Annotated in this window: 13 protein-coding genes and 1 pseudogene; 5 read left to right on the top strand and 9 right to left on the bottom strand. The window is 68.3% G+C overall.

Annotation, left to right across the window (positions count from 1 at the left end; genetic code table 11):
* The first annotated feature begins 144 nt into the window (after positions 1-144).
* The gene (locus ACZ607_RS27045) at positions 145-1,152 is read left to right on the top strand and encodes a zinc ribbon domain-containing protein (protein WP_469738677.1); all 1,008 of its coding nucleotides are present in this window, start codon (positions 145-147) and stop codon (positions 1,150-1,152) included.
* Between the two features lie 16 nt (positions 1,153-1,168).
* On the opposite strand, the gene ACZ607_RS27040 is transcribed toward ACZ607_RS27045, so the two are convergent.
* From ACZ607_RS27040 to ACZ607_RS27030, 3 genes are all read right to left on the bottom strand, one after another.
* On the bottom strand, positions 1,169-2,464 hold the full coding sequence (locus ACZ607_RS27040) for a hypothetical protein (protein WP_469738675.1): 1,296 nt from the start codon (positions 2,462-2,464) through the stop codon (positions 1,169-1,171).
* A 96-nt stretch (positions 2,465-2,560) separates the two neighbouring features.
* Complete coding sequence (locus tag ACZ607_RS27035; RefSeq protein WP_469738673.1) at positions 2,561-3,955, bottom strand: uracil-xanthine permease family protein; 1,395 nt, start codon at positions 3,953-3,955, stop codon at positions 2,561-2,563.
* 153 nt (positions 3,956-4,108) lie between these two features.
* Positions 4,109-5,338, bottom strand: a complete 1,230-nt coding sequence (locus tag ACZ607_RS27030) for an MFS transporter (RefSeq protein ID WP_469738671.1) — start codon at positions 5,336-5,338, stop codon at positions 4,109-4,111.
* A 145-nt stretch (positions 5,339-5,483) separates the two neighbouring features.
* On the opposite strand from ACZ607_RS27030, the gene ACZ607_RS27025 reads away from it, so the two are divergent.
* Both ACZ607_RS27025 and ACZ607_RS27020 read left to right on the top strand, forming a co-directional pair.
* Positions 5,484-6,683, top strand: a complete 1,200-nt coding sequence (locus tag ACZ607_RS27025) for an ROK family transcriptional regulator (RefSeq protein WP_469738669.1) — start codon at positions 5,484-5,486, stop codon at positions 6,681-6,683.
* Positions 6,684-6,923: 240 nt separating this feature from the next.
* Positions 6,924-7,361: pseudogene (locus tag ACZ607_RS27020) on the top strand (serine/threonine-protein kinase); the annotation flags it as partial.
* 130 nt (positions 7,362-7,491) lie between these two features.
* Here ACZ607_RS27020 and ACZ607_RS27015 read toward each other — a convergent pair.
* The 6 genes from ACZ607_RS27015 to ACZ607_RS26990 all read right to left on the bottom strand — a co-directional run bounded on the left by ACZ607_RS27015 (position 7,492) and on the right by ACZ607_RS26990 (position 15,380).
* A complete protein-coding gene (locus ACZ607_RS27015; protein ID WP_469738667.1) occupies positions 7,492-7,896 on the bottom strand; it encodes a hypothetical protein in 405 nt (134 codons plus the stop codon).
* A gap of 20 nt (positions 7,897-7,916) precedes the next feature.
* On the bottom strand, positions 7,917-12,605 hold the full coding sequence (locus tag ACZ607_RS27010; protein WP_469738665.1) for a putative T7SS-secreted protein: 4,689 nt from the start codon (positions 12,603-12,605) through the stop codon (positions 7,917-7,919).
* Complete coding sequence (locus tag ACZ607_RS27005; protein ID WP_469738663.1) at positions 12,605-13,252, bottom strand: hypothetical protein; 648 nt, start codon at positions 13,250-13,252, stop codon at positions 12,605-12,607. The genes ACZ607_RS27010 and ACZ607_RS27005 overlap by 1 nt, the downstream gene beginning before the upstream one ends.
* Positions 13,249-13,740, bottom strand: a complete 492-nt coding sequence (locus ACZ607_RS27000; RefSeq protein WP_469738662.1) for an SseB family protein — start codon at positions 13,738-13,740, stop codon at positions 13,249-13,251. Before ACZ607_RS27000 ends, ACZ607_RS27005 begins: the two co-directional genes overlap by 4 nt.
* 11 nt (positions 13,741-13,751) lie before the next feature.
* Positions 13,752-14,282: an ATP-binding protein gene (locus tag ACZ607_RS26995; RefSeq protein ID WP_469738660.1), complete on the bottom strand. Its 531-nt coding sequence runs from the start codon at positions 14,280-14,282 to the stop codon at positions 13,752-13,754.
* A gap of 114 nt (positions 14,283-14,396) precedes the next feature.
* Complete coding sequence (locus tag ACZ607_RS26990; protein WP_469738658.1) at positions 14,397-15,380, bottom strand: MarR family transcriptional regulator; 984 nt, start codon at positions 15,378-15,380, stop codon at positions 14,397-14,399.
* A 524-nt stretch (positions 15,381-15,904) separates the two neighbouring features.
* Here ACZ607_RS26990 and ACZ607_RS26985 point away from each other — a divergent pair.
* Both ACZ607_RS26985 and ACZ607_RS26980 read left to right on the top strand, forming a co-directional pair.
* Positions 15,905-16,771, top strand: a complete 867-nt coding sequence (locus ACZ607_RS26985) for a helix-turn-helix domain-containing protein (RefSeq protein WP_469739344.1) — start codon at positions 15,905-15,907, stop codon at positions 16,769-16,771.
* Complete coding sequence (locus ACZ607_RS26980) at positions 16,768-17,022, top strand: DUF397 domain-containing protein (RefSeq protein ID WP_469738656.1); 255 nt, start codon at positions 16,768-16,770, stop codon at positions 17,020-17,022. Before ACZ607_RS26985 ends, ACZ607_RS26980 begins: the two co-directional genes overlap by 4 nt.
* Positions 17,023-17,103 lie beyond the last annotated feature (81 nt).

Below are 17,103 nucleotides of genomic sequence, written 5' to 3'. Positions count from 1 at the left end.
TCACCGCCGAGTACGCCCGCGGAGCCGCCGCCGGGTGAGCCCGCGGAGCCCCCGTCGACGGCGCCTGCGGAGCCGTCGACGCGTACGCCCGCCCAGCCCGGGGCCTCCTCGGGTACGTCCCCGGCTCCGTCGTCGCGTACTCCCGTGCAGCCCGGGGCCTCCTCCGGTACGTCCCCGGCTCCGCCGGCCACGCGCGCACCCGGCCCCGGCCCCACGGCTTCGGAGCCCCCGGCCCCCGGCCCGGCCGCCGGAGCCGCCCCCGCCGTACCGCCCGCCGCACCGCCCGGCACCGCCCGCCCGCCGGCCGCTCCGGCGACGCCCCCGGCCCGCGCCGGTGGCCCCGCCGCCACGGCCGGGGCGTCCACGGCACCCGCCCCCATCCAGCCCGTACGCCCCGCGAAGGCCGTGGCCCCCCGCCCGGTCGTGCGCCCCGTGGAGGCGCCCGACGAGGTGGTGGGCGCGCCCTGCCCCTCCTGTGGCACCCCCAACCCGCCCGGCCGCCGGTTCTGCCGGCGGTGCGCGACCCCGCTGAACCCCGCCGCCAAGCCCGAGGCGCTGCCGTGGTGGCGGACGGTGTGGCCGTTCCGCCGCAGGGTGCGGGCGAGTTCGGGCAGGGCCGTACGGTTCCTGGTGATCCTGGCCGTGGTGGTGGCGCTGTGCGCGGGCGCCGTCCTGCTGCTCCCCGTCGGACGCGTGCTGTTCGAGGACACCCGGGACAAGCTGGGCAAGGCCGTGCCCATCACCCCGGTGAGCACCGAGGCGAGCGCCGCATCGCCCGGGCATCCCGCGAAGAACACCGTGGACGGGGTGAACAACAGCTACTGGGGTGCACCCGCGGAGGGCGCGTCGGTGACGTACACCTTCCGTCAGCCGTTCCGCCTGGTCGAAGTGATCATCAGCAACGGCCCGTCGAGAGACGCGGAGCATTACACCGACGAGGCACGCGCGCTCCGGATCGACCTGGAGGTGACGACGGAGGACGGCGAGCGGCAGCACAAGGAACTGAACCTCAGCGACAAGCCGGATCCGCAGCCGATGCACATCGCTCTCAGCGACGTGAAGACGGTGCGCCTGGTCCTGCGCGAGCCGGTGGACCTGTCCTCGGGACGCCAACTGGCCCTGGCGGAGGTGGAGTTCTTCCAGCGCGGCTGACCGGGGCCGGCCGCGATCAGTCCCTCGGCGGCTGGGCCGGCTGGTCCTCCGGCCCGCCCGCACGGGCGCGGCTCCGGCGGGCGTACGCCGCCTGGGCCGCCGCCCGCAGCCGTACGTAGAAGGGGTTGTCCTGGCTGGTCTGCCACATGTGCAGGTAGACCAGCATCTGGTTGAGCACGGTGTCGTACTCGACCAGGGTCCCGGAGGCGTTTCCGGCCGCCTTGCCCCAGCCGACCAGGCGCTCCTTCTGCGCGGCGGTGATCTTGCGCGCCTTCTCGAAGGAGCTCGCGTACTGCTCCAGCTTCTCCGGCTGGGCACCGTAGACCAGTTTCTCCTCCAGCATGTCCCGCTGGAAGTCGTCGAACTCGCCGTTTCCGGCCAGGGCCGCCTTCAGATCGGCGAGCGTCCGCTGACGCTCCGTCGCCAGCGCCGCGACCTCCTGGTCGGTCGCTCCGGACCGAACCAGCTCCATCACAGGGCTGCTGCCGAACGCCTGATGTGCCGCGACATGGGTCAGCTCATGGGCGATGTGTCCCAGCAGGAAGGAGGTGCCGCCCCTGACCTGGGTGTCGACGTTGAAGGTGAACGCCGGGGCGTCCTCGGGGGCGGCCGGGTCGAGCTTCATGCCGGCCCTGCCACCCTGTGGGTACTGCATCACGGTCACCAGCGGAACCACAGCCATCAGCTCCCCGATGACGGACCGCGTCTCCTCGGGCAGCGTCTCGTCCTCACGCAGTGCCCCCAGCTTCTGGACGAAGTCCCTCATCATCGCGTCGAACCTCGGCGCAGGGAGGGACTGGGACGCCTTGAGGGCTTCGCCCGCGGGATCGCGGAGGTCGAGGCCGGGGTGTTTCCCCTCCTCCATCGTCCGGTCGATCACGGTCAGCAGGTCTCGGAAGACCACCTCGGCGTCCAACTGCCCCTGCGCCGCCTGGGCCTGCTCGCCGAGCCGCCGCGTGCCCCCGACCCGCGAGCCTGCGCCGCCCTTGTGAGCGACGTAGTCGCCGCACGCCCTGACGATGTCCTTGAGGGCGAGCAGCCTGGCTCCCTGTCTGGCATCCGGCAGCGCGTAGAACGCCGCGAGCGCCCTGTCCACCTCGGTGATCTCGGAACGGCCGCGCCGTGCGGTGCCCCCCGTGCCCTGCTTGAACTCGTCCTCGTTCATCATCCGGGACACCGTGACCATCTGGGCGACGACCGCGTTGCCGGCGGACCCCTGAAACGCCCCCGGGGTGCGCGGGCCACGGCTGCTCCTGGCAGGCGTCACCTGCGGTGTGTCGTGCGTCTGCCCGGCTGCTTCATGGGTACGCATGGGCCAACGCTACCGCCCCGGACCGAGGCCACGGGGGCTCCGGCGGAAATGCCGGAGGAGAGCCTCCGCCCCCTGGCCCGGAGGAGGTCCCTCCCGTCAGGACGTCCCGGACGGGGGCTCCTCGTCGTACTGGGACGTACCCGAGTCCAGCAGGGGCTCCTGCGTCTTCAGGTGCGCCGGGGCGAACGCCCGCAGCGCGTGGTAGCCGGTGATCACAACGAGCGTGCCCAGGGCGATACCGCTCAGCTCGAAGTTGTCGGTGATCTTCAGGCTGACCCCGCCGACGCCGATGATGATGCCCGCGGCGGCCGGCACGAGGTTGAGCGGGTTGCGCAGGTCGACCTTGGCGTTCAGCCAGATCTGGGCACCCAGCAGGCCGATCATGCCGTAGAGGATGACGGTGATCCCGCCCAGCACCCCGCCGGGGATCGCCGCGACGACCGCGCCGAACTTGGGGCAGAGACCGAAGAGCAGCGCGAAGAAGGCGGCGGCCCAGTACGCGGCGGTGGAGTAGACCCGGGTCGCCGCCATCACGCCGATGTTCTCGGAGTACGTGGTGTTCGGCGGGCCGCCCACAGCGGTGGACAGCATCGAGGCGGCACCGTCTGCCGCGATGGCGGTGCCCAGCTTGTCGTCGAGGGAGTCGCCGGTCATCTCCCCGACGGCCTTCACATGCCCGGCGTTCTCGGCGATCAGGGCGATGACGACCGGCAGCGCGACCAGGATCGCGGACCACTCGAAGCTCGGCGCGTGGAAGGACGGCAGCCCGATCCAGTCCGCGTCCGCCACGGCCGACAGGTCAAGACGCCAGTGGTCGACCGCCTCGGCGCCCCCCGCCGGGGAGTGGATCTTCCCGAAGACCAGGTCGAGCACCCAGGACAGCACATAGCCGAAGACGAGCCCGAGGAAGATCGCGATACGGGAGAAGAACCCGCGCAGGCAGACCACGGCGAGCCCGGTGAACAGCATCACCAGCAGGGCGGTCCACTGGTCCTGGGGCCAGTACGTCGACGCGGTGACGGGCGCCAGGTTGAAGCCGATCAGCATCACGACGGCGCCGGTCACCACCGGCGGCATCGCCGCGTGGATGATCCGCGCCCCGAACCGCTGCACCACGAGCCCGACCAGGAACAGCACGGCGCCGACCACCAGGACCGCGCCCGTGACCGTGGCACTGGTGCCGCCGCTGGCCCGGATCGTGGCGGCCACGCCCACGAAGGAGAGCGAGCACCCGAGGTAGCTGGGCACCCGGCCCTTCGTCGCCAGCAGGAAGATGGCGGTGGCGACACCGGACATCATGATCGCGAGGTTCGGGTCGAGGCCCATCAGGACCGGCGCCACGAAGGACGCGCCGAACATCGCCACCACGTGCTGGGCGCCGAGCCCGAACGTACGGGGCCAGGAGAGCCGCTCGTCGGGGCGTACGACAGCCCCCGGTGCGGGGGTCTTCCCGTCGCCGTGCAAGGTCCAGCGCACGCCGAGGCCGCCCATGGTCGCTCCCTGATTGGTGTGTGCGGTGCGCCCTGGGGGTCCCACCCGCGGAAAAGATCAGAGCCATGGTAGTGCCGCGCCGGTCTGCTTCCGCGCGCGGCCCTGCCCGCCGGAACCATTCGTTCCGACCGAGGTGTCCGTGAGGGGCGAAGGTCAGCCCTCCGCCGGGGCCCCGTCCTTTGCCCTCTGCGGCGTGCCGCTCCCCGCGACCTTGCGGTCGCCCGCCCGCAGCACCCCGGCGCCCAGGACCAGCCCGAAGGCCAGCACCGTGACCAGGCCGAACGACACCAGCAGCGAGGTCGCCTCCGCCAGCGAGCCGATCGCGGACGGGGCGATGAGCCCGGAGGTGTACGTGATGGTGGCCACGCCCGCGATGGCCCGGCTCGGGTTCGTCCCGCTGCGCCCCGCCGCGGCGAACGCCAACGGAACGACGACCGCCACGCCGAGGCCGAGCAGCCCGAAGCCGCAGAGCGCCAGGGCCGGCCCGTCGGCCAGGACCACGAGCAGCCCGCCGACCGTGGCCAGGACGCCTCCGACCCGTACGGTCCGCACCGCACCGAACCGGTCGACGACCTTGTCCCCGGCGATCCGGGCGACGGCCATGGTCAGCGCGAACGCGGTGGTCGAGGCCGCCGCGAGCCCGGCGGAACTGCCCATGATGTCCTTGAGATAGACGGCAGACCAGTCGAGACTCGCCCCTTCCGCGAACACCGCGCAGAAACCCACCGCACCGATGACCAGCGCCGACTTCGGCGGCAGCGTGAAGCGCGGCGGCGCCTCCTCGTCGGGCAGGCTGCGCAGGTCCAGCACGCCCTGGCAGGCGACGAGGCCGAGGGCCGTCAGCACCAGGGCGGCCAGGGTGTGGTGCAGCCGGGCGTCGGCCCCGATGTGCGCCGCGACCGTGCCCGCCGCCGAACCGATCAGGGCGCCCACGCTCCACATGCCGTGCAGCCCGGACATGATCGACCTGTCGAGCCGGTTCTCCACCTCGACGCCGAGCGCGTTCATCGCCACGTCCGACATGCCCGCGCTCGCCCCGTAGACGAACAGCGCCAGGCAGAGCGTGAGCAGATTCGGGGCCAGCGCCGGGAGGGTCAGGGCCAGCGTCCACAGCGCCAGCAGACCGCGCAGGGCCGTCCGGGCCCCGAAGCGGTGGCTGACGCTGCCGGCCAGCGGCATGGCCAGCGAGGCGCCGATGGCGGGGAAGGCGAGCGCGAGACCGAGCTGGCCCGCGCTCACCGAGGCGTGGTCCTGGATCCACGGGACCCGGGTCGCGAAGCTGCCGGTCACCGCCCCGTGCACGGCGAAGACCGCGGCGACCGCGTATCTGGCCCGCCTGACCTGCTCCATGCCGAAGACCGGAACCGCTGGCTCCTGTGTCATACGCCGTGCCCTCCCCTGAGAATTTCCGGCCCGCCGGTGCCCCCGGCGCCGCCTCACGCGGTGCGCGCCGTAAACTATCAGGAACCCTGCCTGATGAATAACCCTTATGGCGCCCGGCCCCTCATCCATCTGGAAGGATCCCGGCATGCCCGCATCCCCGAGCACCGCCCGGGCCATCAACGACCGGCTCGCCCTGCGACTCCTCCAGCAGGACGGCCCGCTGACGGCCACTCAGCTGAAGACGATGACCGGCCTGTCCCGCCCCACGGTCGCCGACCTCGTGGAACGCCTCCAGGACGCCGGCCTGGTCCGGGTGGTGGGGGAGAGCGGCTCGGACCGCCGGGGCCCCAACGCCCGGCTGTACGGGATCATCGCCGACCGCGCGCACCTCGCCGCCCTGGACGTACGGACGGACAGCGTCGCCGTGGTCGTCGCGGACCTGCTCGGCGTCACGCTCGCCGAGGCCACCCTGCCGATCGGCAGCGACACCGGGACGCGGCCCGCCGTCGAGAAGGCCGTGGCGACGCTGGAGCGCACGGCCCGCACCGCGGGCACCGCCCCGCTGCACAGCGTCGGCATCGGCGCCCCCGGCCTGATCGACCCGGCCACCGGCGAGCTCAGGAACACCGCCGGGCTCCCCGCCTGGCACCGGGGCCTGGTCAGGGAACTCCAGCAGCGCCTCTCCGCCACCGTCCTGGTCGAGAACGAGACCAACCTCGCCGCCGTGGCCGAACACCGCGTCGGGGCCGCCCAGGACCGCGACACCTTCGTGCTGCTCTGGCTCGGCCACGGCATCGGCGCCGCCGTGATGCTCGACGGGAAGCTGCGCCGGGGCGCCTCGGGCGGAGCCGGGGAGATCGGCTTCATGCCGGTGCCCGGCACCCCGGGCGTCCCGTCGGCGGTCAACTGCGACGGGGGCTTTCACTCCCTGGTGGGCTCTGCCGCCATCTGCGAGCTGGCCACGGAGCACGGCATCAAGGCGGGGGACTCGGCCGAGGAACCGGAGCAGGAACAGGACCCCGCCGCCGCGTTCGCCGTCCGGGCCGCACTGCGGGCTGGCGACGCGGCTGGTGAGGCGTTCCTGTCCGAACTGGCCGACCGCCTCGCGCTGGGAGCCGCCTCCGTGGTCTCCGTCCTCGACCCCGGCTGCCTGGTCCTGGCGGGCGAGGTGGGCCGAGCCGGCGGCGACGCGCTCGCCGCGCGGGTGGAGGAGCGACTGGCCCGGATGTCACCGCTGCGTACGGAGGTCAGGGCGGGGACGCTGGGCGGCGGCGCGGTCCTGAGCGGCGCCCTGTTCGCGGCGCGGGAGGCGGCGCAGGAGGCGCTGTTCGGCGCGGGGGGATGAGGGAGGGGCCTGGCTGGGTGGGGGACACGTTCCGGTCAGGCCCGGGACGGCTCCTCAGCTCGGGTGCCCGACGGCCCCAGTCTCCACCAGGAAATGGCTTGGCTCGCCCCACCATGACACGTACAGACTGTCCCGCGCGCGGGTGCAGGCGACGAACAGCAGACAGCGCTCAGCCAGAAGGTCCGCCTCGTGCTGCAGCCGGTCGACCTCCACCGGGGTCACGGCCACACACGGGGCAAGGTGCGGGAGCAGCCGATCGCCGGGCGTTACAAGCTCCTGGAGGAGCTCAACAGCGGCGGTATGGGAGACGTATGGCGCGGCTACGACGCCGTGCTGGACCGGCCCGTGGCCGTGAAGGTGGTCCGGCGGCAGGCCGTTGCCGACTCACCGCAGCTGGCCGAGAAGTTCGCCAAGCGGTTCAAGCGCGAGGCCCGCATCACCGCGCGCATCCAGCATCCCGGCGTGCCGCAGGTGTTCGACGCCGTGCTGGATGACGCCTATGAGCGACTGTTCCTCGTCATGGAGCTGGTCGACGGCGTCCCCCTGTCCGCATACATCCACCCTGATCACCCACTGCCCGTCAGCTGGGCGGTGGCCGTCGCAGCGCAGGTCGCCACCGTGCTGTCGCACGCCCACGACGTGCCCGTGATCCACCGCGACCTCAAGCCGAGCAACATCGCCCTCCGTTTCGGTCCGCTGAGGCCGGCACCGCATCTCGCGTTACAGCTGCCTCGTGATCGTCCGAACATGCTTCGTGAGTCTGTGGCCCGCAAGTCCAAACGATTCGTAGCCCGATCGTCAAAGTGCCCTATTCGGGTTGAATGTCTTTTCGGATAATGGGGGCCTCGGAGAGTGCCTGGAAGATCTTTTCAAGGTCTTCGGCGGTTTTTGCGCAGAACCCCTGGTCGGACTGTCTGATCAAGTCCATTGCCTGGTTGAAGTTCTGACCGTCAGGCCCGGCCTCCTGGATCAATCGAGAAGGGACAATCATCCAGTTCCTGGTCGATTTGAACGTCCAATCGACCTGCTTTGGAGTTTCTCGAACGGCCGATTCAAAAATCCTTTTCAACTGTTCATCAGGTTCGGCATAACGCCACCCAACAAATGCTACTTGAAGGTATCCATAGATAGGGTGACGTTCTACCGGTGACCTGAACCACACCACGTCACCGAATCGACTCAGTACCTGCTTTGCCTGCTCGTTGCGCTTCATGTCTGCCTTGCCTGCAGTCCTCAACGTCGGCCCCACGGGGGCGGCATCTTGTAATCTCCATTATTTCGAATTATTTTCTCTCCGTCGTTTGTCAGTCGCAGCGCTCGTTCGTAATCCCCGAGAGGGATAGGGTTGTTGCTGAGAGTTGGATCGTAGATATAACGTCCGTCTGTGTATACCTCATGGAAGAGGTAGTCCTCGATATTTGCGCCGCCGTGTTCAGGGATTCTGATGTCGCTGCCTGAGTATGTTGTGTAGTGCACTATCCTGCCTTCGCCATCTGCTCTTCGAGATATGAAGGAAGCGATATCAGAGCAGTCGATCTCCGGGCCACTGGGTGCCGCTCTCATTGCGTCGGTGAGATTTCCGCTGGGTGGGTGGGAGGGATTTGGTTCTCGGAAGTCGTAAGGGTCACGCGGGCATGGTGACAGCCCTAGAGGGTCTGTCCAGGTATGGGGATTGTGAACGTAGGTGCTGGGGTTTGGTGCAGGCGACAGGCCGAGTGGATCAACGCTGAAGTATCGCGCTGTCTCGGGGTCATAATAGCGGTGAAAATTATAGTGTAGCCCTGTTTCCGAGTCGAAGTATTGGCCCGGGAAGCGCAGCGGCATGTATGAGGTGCTGGAGGCTGCCCAGGTGGTCGCTCCCCACAGCGTGGCACGCGTCCGCCAGGCGATACATCCTTGCTCGTCGATGAGTTCGCTCGGCGTGCCGACGAGGTCGGTGACGATTGCGAAGAAGCGCTCGTTTATCTCGCTCTGAGGTGTGTCCTTGTCGAGTATGCGTTCCGTCTGGGCAACTGGACGCGTGTCGTGATAGTCCCAGGTCAGCGAGACCGGGTGGGGGAGTTCCGTAGAGTATGTCACCTGCTCGCACAGAATGGGGCCGTCCCAAGTGAACTCCACCCTTTCCGCTATGCCGTCAGGGGTCAACCGCTGTTTTCCTATACGTCGCCCCAGGGGGTCATAGAGGTAGCGCCAAAGAGTTCCGTCAGGGGCGGCCACGGCGGCGAGGCGGTCTTCGGTGCCCCACTGAAAGCGCCAGATATCCGGTTTGCGGGAAATTCGCTGCTTTCTGCGCAACACAACGCGTCCCTGTGCGTCGTGCTCGTAGGTAACATTTCCTGCCCGTGTGATGCGAGTGCCGCTGTAGGCTCGAGGCCCCGCGGCTTCCTGCCCGGGATGTGAGGATGGCCAGACCGCACTGATCTGGTTACCCACATCGTCATACGCGTACCGCTCTGTCCATGTGCCCGCGAGTACCGTGGTCACCCGGCCCGCAATGTCGAGATCGAAGATGCGAGTGCCGTTGAGATCGTCGTGCACACTCGTAAGATGCCCGTCGGCGCGATATCCGTAAGTGCGGCGCTGGATGATATTTCCTTGTGGGCCAGTCACGGATTGGCTGGTGACCCGACCTGTAATATCGAAGACATTCTGCAGGGATAGTGATGTGCCGACTCGTCGGACGAGTTCCTGACCGGCAGAATCATATTCGAACTGAAGCGTGCGTCCTGCAGTAGTCAGTTCACTGCAACGGCTGGATAGGTCATAATTCCACGTACTGATCGCACCGCTCGGTGTGACACGACCTGTTCTGCGGCCGAGGTCGTCGTAAGTGAAATCGAGTGTCCGGCCGTTAACGGTTTCTGACTTTAGTCGGCCATATCGATCACGCAGTCGCATCAATGTCGCATCTGGGCCGGTAGCCAAAGCGAGTTCATCAAATATGTCGTATTCGAATGTGGTGACTGCGTCAGGTGCCGTCTTGCGGAGCACTTGGCCAAGCGAGTTGCGCTCGTACTCCACGGTCTGACCAATTCCATCGGTACGTGATGTGAGATGGCCTGCATGGTCGTACGTGTAACTCAGCGTGCGGTTATCGAAGTCAGTCTCGCCCACGAGCCGGCCAGCCGGGTCGTAGTCGTAAGTCCAGGACTGCCCGTGTGGGTTGGAAACGCGTGTCAGGCGAAGCCCGGCGTCGTGACTGAACTCGAATCTGAAACCATCCGGACCGGTTCGAGCCACTTGCAGATCAAAGTCCGTGTATTCGAAGCGGGTTGTCCCGTCGGTCGACGTGGTGTGAGAAATACAGTTGTTCTCGCCATCGTATATCCAGGACTGAGTAGTGTTGTCCGGGGCGACGTGGCGGGCAAGCTTTCCCTCGACTGTCCATTCAAATCGGGTGATTGCGCCGAGAGGGTCGGTGACTGCGGACAGGCGGCCGAAGGCGTCTCGGGCATATAGGATCCTGCTGCCTGCCCCATCGGTGAACTCAACGGGAAGCCCAGCGGGGTTGCAGCGGATCCACGAGGTGTAGCCCAGGGCATCCGTTGCAGATATGAGATGACCCGAGTCGTTGTATGAGAACCGGGTCGTCGAGCCTGCGGAATCTGTTGTCGAGACACGATTTCCCCGTGCATCGTAGGTGTGACGCAGAACTGTGCCGTCTGTTCGACGTACAAGAACGGGCAGGCTCAGAGCGTTCAACTCCATTGTTGTCCTGCGCCCGTCAGGTCGCTCCAGGGCAACAGGCCGACCTTGCGCGTCGTATGAGGAACGGGTGACGTGTCCGAGTGGGTCGGTGACGGACAGCAGTCGGTGGTATCGGTCGCGTTCGTAGCGGGTGACCGCGCCGAGAGCGTTGACCTTGGCGACGACCTGCGCGCGGTCGTTGATCACGTACCGGGTGGTGTGGCCAAAGCTGTCCGTCATGGATGTCATGCGCAGGCCGGTGTCTGGATCGGTGTCGTCCCAGGTGAAGCGGGCTTCGAGGTGGCCGTTGGTGCCGCTCTGGTACACGCAGCGGTCGTGTTCGTCGTAGACGTATTCGTACCGGCTTCCGTTGGTGTCCGTCCACGCAGTGATGCGGCCCAACTCGTCGCAGTCGAAGCGCAGGGGCTTGCCCGATGAGTTGGTGACAGTGGTGAGGTGACCGTCGGTGTAGCCGTAGCGGAGGATCTCCTGATCGGTGCCGTCGGGGGCGGCGCCTGCCAGGTGCAGGGCGGTGACCCTGCCTTCGCGTGTGGTGAGTTTCAGGTGGTAGCCGCCGTGGTGCACGATCGACGTCGGAGCGCCTGCCTCGTCGTACTCGAAGGAGATCCAGCGGCCGTTACGGTCGTCGATCTGGGCCAGGAGCGCCAGCTCCCCGGCGGGCTGGTCGACGAAGTGCCGGACCTGGCCGGTCTCGGGGTCGGTGATGGTGTAGCCGTCGGCAACCCGGTCCAGCGGCCAGCGCCGGCCGTGGGTGGGCATGACGGGGACGCCCGGGGCCGGGTGCGGATAGGCGAGCAGGCTGCCCTCGTTGCAGCTGAACACCACGCCTTCCGCATCGACCTCCAGACGTTGGTCGACCGTGCTCGACCAGCCGGAACCGAACCAGCGGCCGGCGCGGTGCGAGGAGTCGAAGACGCGCTCGAAGACGAGTGGCAGTGAGCCCGGCAGCACGATGTCCGTCTGCGGAAGCAGCATGCGCCCGGTGGCGACATCGATGGGGTCGTTGACGCATTCGACCTTGCTGCACTGATTGGCGTTGGAGTCAGGGGCCCTCTCATGCCCTTGCCGACCCTTCCCCCGGGGGTGCTTGACCAGGTCCTTCATCCCGGCCCGCAGGCCGCTCTTGATCAGGCCGCCGCCCTTGGTGCCGATGAGTTCGGGGACGAGCCTGCCGAGGAATTCCGAGGGGTCACCCTTTGCCGCGTCCCAGGCGTTCTTCAGCGCGCGGTCGGGGTTGGCGGCGGTGGACGCGAGGCCGGCGAGCGTCATGTTGACGCCCTTGTAGTACTCGGCCGGGTGCGTCAGGTTGTACGGGTCCTGGGGATTGACCGACCGGACGAAGTTCACCAGCCCCGCGGTGCCCTTGATGATGCCACCACCGAAGTGGGCCAGCTCCATGCCCTGGCCGACCCCGTAGTCCATGAGTTCCTGCTTGGCCCGGTCCAGGCCGGTGGGCTCCTTCGGCGCGTGCGCCATCGCTGCCGTGATCGCGCCCTTGGCCGTTTCGGCAGCGTCGTCACGTGCCTGCCGGGCCCGCTGGAGGACTTCCTGAGCGTGCCGGCGCTTGGCCGCGCCCGGGTCGGAGAACGTCCCCGGGTGCGGAAGCGGATGGTCGGTGTTGCGGACCGCGTTGTACGCCTCCGCCTTCTTCTTGAAAGCGGCAGCCGCAGTTTCGTAGTCCTGCTTGCCCTCCTTGTACAGGGCTATCGCCTCAGCCGCCTTGCCCTGCGCGCTGGTAACCGTCCCCGCGAACGTCTCCAGCGCCTTGGCCGCATCCTCGAACGCGTCCGCCGCCCGCACCCAGTCGGTCGGCAAGGTCTGGAACTTGGCGCGGAAGGCGTCAGCGGCCTCGCCCTTCCAATGGCCCGAGTCGAGCTTCTTCATCCCGCTGCCGACGAGATCGAACGCCTTCTGGAAGTCGCGGAGGTTCTTCACCGCCGCGCTGATCTTCTCCGGCCTGCCATGGATCAGCTCATCGGCTTCCTCGGTCTGACCGAGTTGCTGCTCACCGACGTTCGCACCCAGGGAGGAGGCGGTCTCGTCGCCCCAGTCCTCGACCTTGTCCGCCCACTCATCAGCACCGACCTTCTCCAACCCGGCACCGAGCACATCGGTGCCCTTGTCGATCCCTGTGCCGACGATCTCCTTGCCCTTGTCGACCAGGTTGCCCGCCCCGTCGTACAGGGCGTCGCCCCACTTCCCCCAGTCCGGCATCAGCGACTCTCCCCCCACCGCGGCTGCTCAGCCTGATCGATCGTCTCCTGCGAAGGATCAAGCTTCTCCCGCAGCCGCTCGTCCGCCGCGTCCCGCACCTCGGGGTCCATCAGCCCGTTGCGCTCCATCGAGTCGAGCAAGGCGTCGTCCACGTCGTAGGCGGTGTCCTTCCAGGTCTGCTTGACCTCGGCCTGGGCGGCATCCCATGACTCGCGGCTGTAGTCGGGATTGTCATACGCGGACTGGGTGCTGATCGTGTCCCAGCTCATCCCCTTGACCTCGTCCTCGGACGCATGCGGATTCCCGTTCAGGGAGTTCACACCGATCTTGATCGAGTCCTTGACGTACTGCTCCTGCTCCGCGAACGAACCAGCCGACAGACCCACCCCGAGAGCGAAACCGTTCCCCTTCTGCGTCAGGGCCCGCACACCCCACTCCCACCGGTTGCAGAACGTCTCGAACTCCGACGTCAGCCCGCCGTGCCCCAACTCCAGCCCCGACAACGCCAGATCCGAGAACCCCCGGCCCACCGACGCCTCACCGATGAAGCCGAGCTCCTTCAACTCCGCATGCGCCAGGTCGATCCCCTTCGCGATCTCCGCCAACGCCTCCGGCGGCACCTGAAGATCCGCGTTCTCCCCACTCACTGCAACCCCCCGAGATCCACCGCGACCGCGTCCGGCACGATGCCCGCCACCGGCGGGAACAACATGCCGTCCGTACTTCCCGCATCCAGTGCCACTCCCGCCGGGCCCGGCAGCAACGGCACCATCACATCCAGCAACCTGGCGCCCAGAACGGCCTGATACGTCCACTCCCGCCCGGCATCCCCACGGGCCAACGCAAACCGGGCCAACGCCGCCTCGTCCGAGAAGGAGCAGATCCAGCGCACGCCGTTCTGCTCCGCCGACCACAGGTCACCGGCCTCGTCCAACGGCACCAGCACCGCCGTACGCCGGAACTCACCCAGCAACACAGCAAACTCTCGGCGGGCCGTGCGCAACTGGTCCTGTTCGGCCTCCACCGACGTGGCAGCGGGTGCCCGCTCAGGAGGCGGACCCGAAAGATCATCCAGGTCCGCGAGCCGCGAACGCCTGTACTGCTGCTCCGGTATCCCGTCCCCACCCGTGGTCATACGGGGGATCATCACACGCACGGATTTTCGAGTGCAACGTGACTTCGCCTACTGGCTGGATCCTGTTGCATCGATGACGGGGCCACGTCCAGGACCGCCCACACCGTCTTGCCCGGCCCGTCCGCACAGGGATACCAGCCCCACCGATCGGCCAGGGCGGCGACCAACAGGAGGCCTCGGCCGCCCTCCTGGTCGGGCGAGGCTGAGTCGTTGGGGGCGGGGAGGCGCTCGCCTCGGGTGTCGGTGACCTCGATGCGGATGGCCGTGCCCTCGGCGGAGAGGCGGACGCGGAAGTCCCGGCCGGAGACGTGGCCATGGCGCACCGCGTTGCTGCTGAGCTCGGCGACGGTCAGCAGCAGCGCATCGTGCGCGTCACTCCCGTACGGGATGCCCCAGGCGTCGAGGCGTTCACCGGCCAGGCGCCGGGCGAGACGAGCGCCCCGCGGCGTGGAGCTGAAACGCAACGTGAAGTGGTGCCAGGCGAATTGCGCGTCTGGGGCGCGCGTCGGTCGTACGGGGAGCGGCGGCTGCTTGTCGGTCATTCCTCCACACTGGCGCGCAATGACTGAACGTGACCAGGGGTTACGCGCTGTCGCGGCCCGGATGTACGTGGGGAGGGAGAGGCCTGTACGCAGGAGGGGCAGGCTGGAATGGGGTCAGGGCAGGCGCGTCAGGTCGCGCAGCTGTCCGACCAGTGCGTGAACGTCGCGGTCCGCAGGGGGAGCGGCGGGGGGCGCCTCCTGCGGGGTGGTGCGGCAGGGGCGGCAGAGGCCGTCGGGGAGTGCTTCGGGAGCGCCGGGGCGGCCGCATTCGGTGCACTCGGCGAGGAGGCGGCGCTTCGGTGTGACCGTCGTGGTGGGGGTCGGGCTGTTGGTCACGAGCGGCGGCAGTTTGTCGGTGAGGCGGCGTCGTACGAGGCCCACGGGGGAGCCGACCTGCGCGGGGAGGCCTGCGGTGAGCGCCTGGGTGAGGTAGCCGGCATCCATACCGCGTGCAAACCATTCGGCGGCCAGGGGTTCCAGGGCACGGCAGTCCGCTGCGGAGAGCGCCAGGCGCGTGTCCAGGCGGCCCAGTTGGGCCAGGGCGAGGTACGCGGGGGAGGAGGCGGTCGGGGGCTTGGCCTGCATGCGCTGCTCGGGCACGACGGATGGTGCGGACGCGGGGGCTGTCGGGGCCGGGACCTCTGCATCGGCGTCGGCGGCCGGGGGAGCGGGCGTCGCTTCCGGCGAGGAGTTGCTGCCCTCGGCGGCCAGGAACGTGTCCCACCACTCGTTGTCGCGGGCCGTACGGGACCAGTAGGTGCGGGAGACCCAACGGACCTGCTCGCCTTCGCCGGCCAGGCAGCGTACGCGGCGCAGGTGACCGGCCACCCCGAGGGCCTTCAACGCGCTGGAGACGGCCATTTGTCCGTACAGCGGGAGGCTCTTGGCGAGCGACTTGATGTCCATGGCCGCGCCGTCGGGGAGTCGGTCGACGTATCCGGCGATGTGTCGTTCGCGCTCCGGCATCAGCGCGAAGTCGTCTGCCCGGGGCGCGCGTTGGTCTGTCGCGGTGCGCTTGCCGTAGCCGGGGCGGGCTTTCGCGTACGGGCGCGAGGATGCGGGTGTGCGAAGGGCAGGGCTAGGGTGCTCGGTAGCCACGAGATCGCTCGATTCGATCTTGGGGTGAGACCCCGGCCCGGTGTTTCCGCACCGCGTCGGGGTCGATTCGTTGGGGGCACCGTAAGCAGCCGTGACGGTGAGCCGCAAGCCGATCACATTTAGTCATACCGGCTGGCCGTGGCGGGGTGGGGAGGGTGGGGAGGTTGCCCCAAAACCCTTCTTTCCCTACCGGGTGAACAACATCGCTCGGGCCTCGACCCTCGGATCCCGGCCTCCGAATCCCGAAGCTCAAGCGTCGGGCCCGCGCCCGTGATCGTGTCCTTCCAACGAGTGAACGATCCGTTTCCGAGGCTCGAAGCTCGCCTCTCGGATGTCGAGCGTCGGGCCACTCCTTCGATGGAACGCGGCGGGAATCGTGTGCGTGCGGCAGGGCGGGTGGTTACGGTGCCCGAGTGGGACGAGCCGGGGCGGGCGCTTCCTGCGGGGCCGCGAAGAGCCGCCCTTCGCAGGCTGGTTGTACGCGAGGGGCCGAGGCGTGTACGTACGTGGAGCAGGCGGTGGCGATGACGCGGGACGAGGCGGGCATGGACGCGGAGGCGGAGACCTCGCCGGGGACGCAGTCTGAGGGCAAGTCGGAGAACGGCGTGGCGGTCGCCTTCGGGCGGCAGTTGAAACTGCTGCGGGTGCGGTCGGGGCTGGACCGGGCGGAGTTCGGGAAGCAGTTGGGGTACGCCGCGCAGTCGGTGGCCTCCTTCGAGCAGGGACGGCGCATCCCGCAGCCGGAGTTCGTCGACAAGGCGGACCGGCTGCTGGAGGCCGGTGGGCTGCTGATCGCCCTCAAGGAGGAGCTGGCGCGCTCCCAGTACCCGGCGTTCTTCCGGGATATGGCGCGCTTGGAGGCCGAGGCTGTTGAGCTGTGCGCGTACGACACGCACATGGTCAAGGGCCTATTGCAGACGGAGGAGTACACCTGGGCTGTTCTCGCCATGCGACGACCGTTGCTCGACGAGGACACCATCGAGCAACGAGTATCTGCACGCTTGGCGCGGCAGGAGATTTTCAGCCGCTGGCCCGCGCCACTCATGAGCTTTGTCGTGGAGGAGCCCGTTCTGCGACGTCCGTTGGGTGGCCGAGCTGTTCTGCATGGGCAACTGGCGCAGCTGCTGAAGTTCGGCAGGTTCCGTAACGTCGAAATCCAAGTGATGCCGCTCGATCGCGACGACAACGCCGGGGTGGACGGCGCCTTCACAGTGGTGACGCGTAGGGGCGGGGAACAGCTCGTGTATACCGAGGCGCAAGGGCGCAGTAACTGGCTGAGCGATCGGAACGAGACGCGGCTCGCCGCAGCCCGCTATGGGATCATCCGGAGCCAGGCTCTCACTCCGCGAGAGTCCTTGGGGTTCATCGAGAAGTTGCTGGGAGAGCTATGAACACCGCCGAAGTCTCTGCCTCGCAGGAACTTGCTTGGTACAAGAGCAGCTACAGCGGGGCTGAAGGTGGCGACTGCATCGAGGTCGCCTGGCGCAAGAGCAGCCACAGCGGGGCCGAAGGCGGCCAGTGCATCGAGGTCGCCTCCCTGGCCCCACACGTGCACATCCGGGACTCGAAGCAGCCCGACGGCCCGGTGCTCACCGTCGGGGTTCGGGCCTGGGCGGGATTCCTGGGGCTGGCCGTGAGCTGAGGCACCCCGCGAGGGAGCCGGCAGGCCCGGCCCTGGTCACTGTTCCCGCAGCCTCACCCACACTCTGTGACCCGTCCCACA

This window comes from Streptomyces sp. NPDC104381 (assembly GCF_055583745.1).
This window is presented reverse-complemented; position numbering and strand designations above follow the sequence as displayed.

Excerpts from the sequence above, each read along its gene's own strand:
- ACZ607_RS27010 (WP_469738665.1), bottom strand. The coding sequence starts at position 12,605 with ATGCCGGACTGGGGGAAGTGGGGCGACGCCCTGTACGACGGGGCGGGC.
- ACZ607_RS27015 (WP_469738667.1), bottom strand. The coding sequence starts at position 7,896 with ATGAAGCGCAACGAGCAGGCAAAGCAGGTACTGAGTCGATTCGGTGAC.
- ACZ607_RS27030 (WP_469738671.1), bottom strand. The coding sequence starts at position 5,338 with ATGACACAGGAGCCAGCGGTTCCGGTCTTCGGCATGGAGCAGGTCAGG.
- ACZ607_RS26995 (WP_469738660.1), bottom strand. The coding sequence starts at position 14,282 with ATGACCGACAAGCAGCCGCCGCTCCCCGTACGACCGACGCGCGCCCCA.
- ACZ607_RS26980 (WP_469738656.1), top strand. The coding sequence starts at position 16,768 with ATGAACACCGCCGAAGTCTCTGCCTCGCAGGAACTTGCTTGGTACAAG.
- ACZ607_RS27040 (WP_469738675.1), bottom strand. The coding sequence starts at position 2,464 with ATGCGTACCCATGAAGCAGCCGGGCAGACGCACGACACACCGCAGGTG.
- ACZ607_RS27000 (WP_469738662.1), bottom strand. The coding sequence starts at position 13,740 with ATGACCACGGGTGGGGACGGGATACCGGAGCAGCAGTACAGGCGTTCG.
- ACZ607_RS27035 (WP_469738673.1), bottom strand. The coding sequence starts at position 3,955 with ATGGGCGGCCTCGGCGTGCGCTGGACCTTGCACGGCGACGGGAAGACC.
- ACZ607_RS27025 (WP_469738669.1), top strand. The coding sequence starts at position 5,484 with ATGCCCGCATCCCCGAGCACCGCCCGGGCCATCAACGACCGGCTCGCC.
- ACZ607_RS26985 (WP_469739344.1), top strand. The coding sequence starts at position 15,905 with ATGACGCGGGACGAGGCGGGCATGGACGCGGAGGCGGAGACCTCGCCG.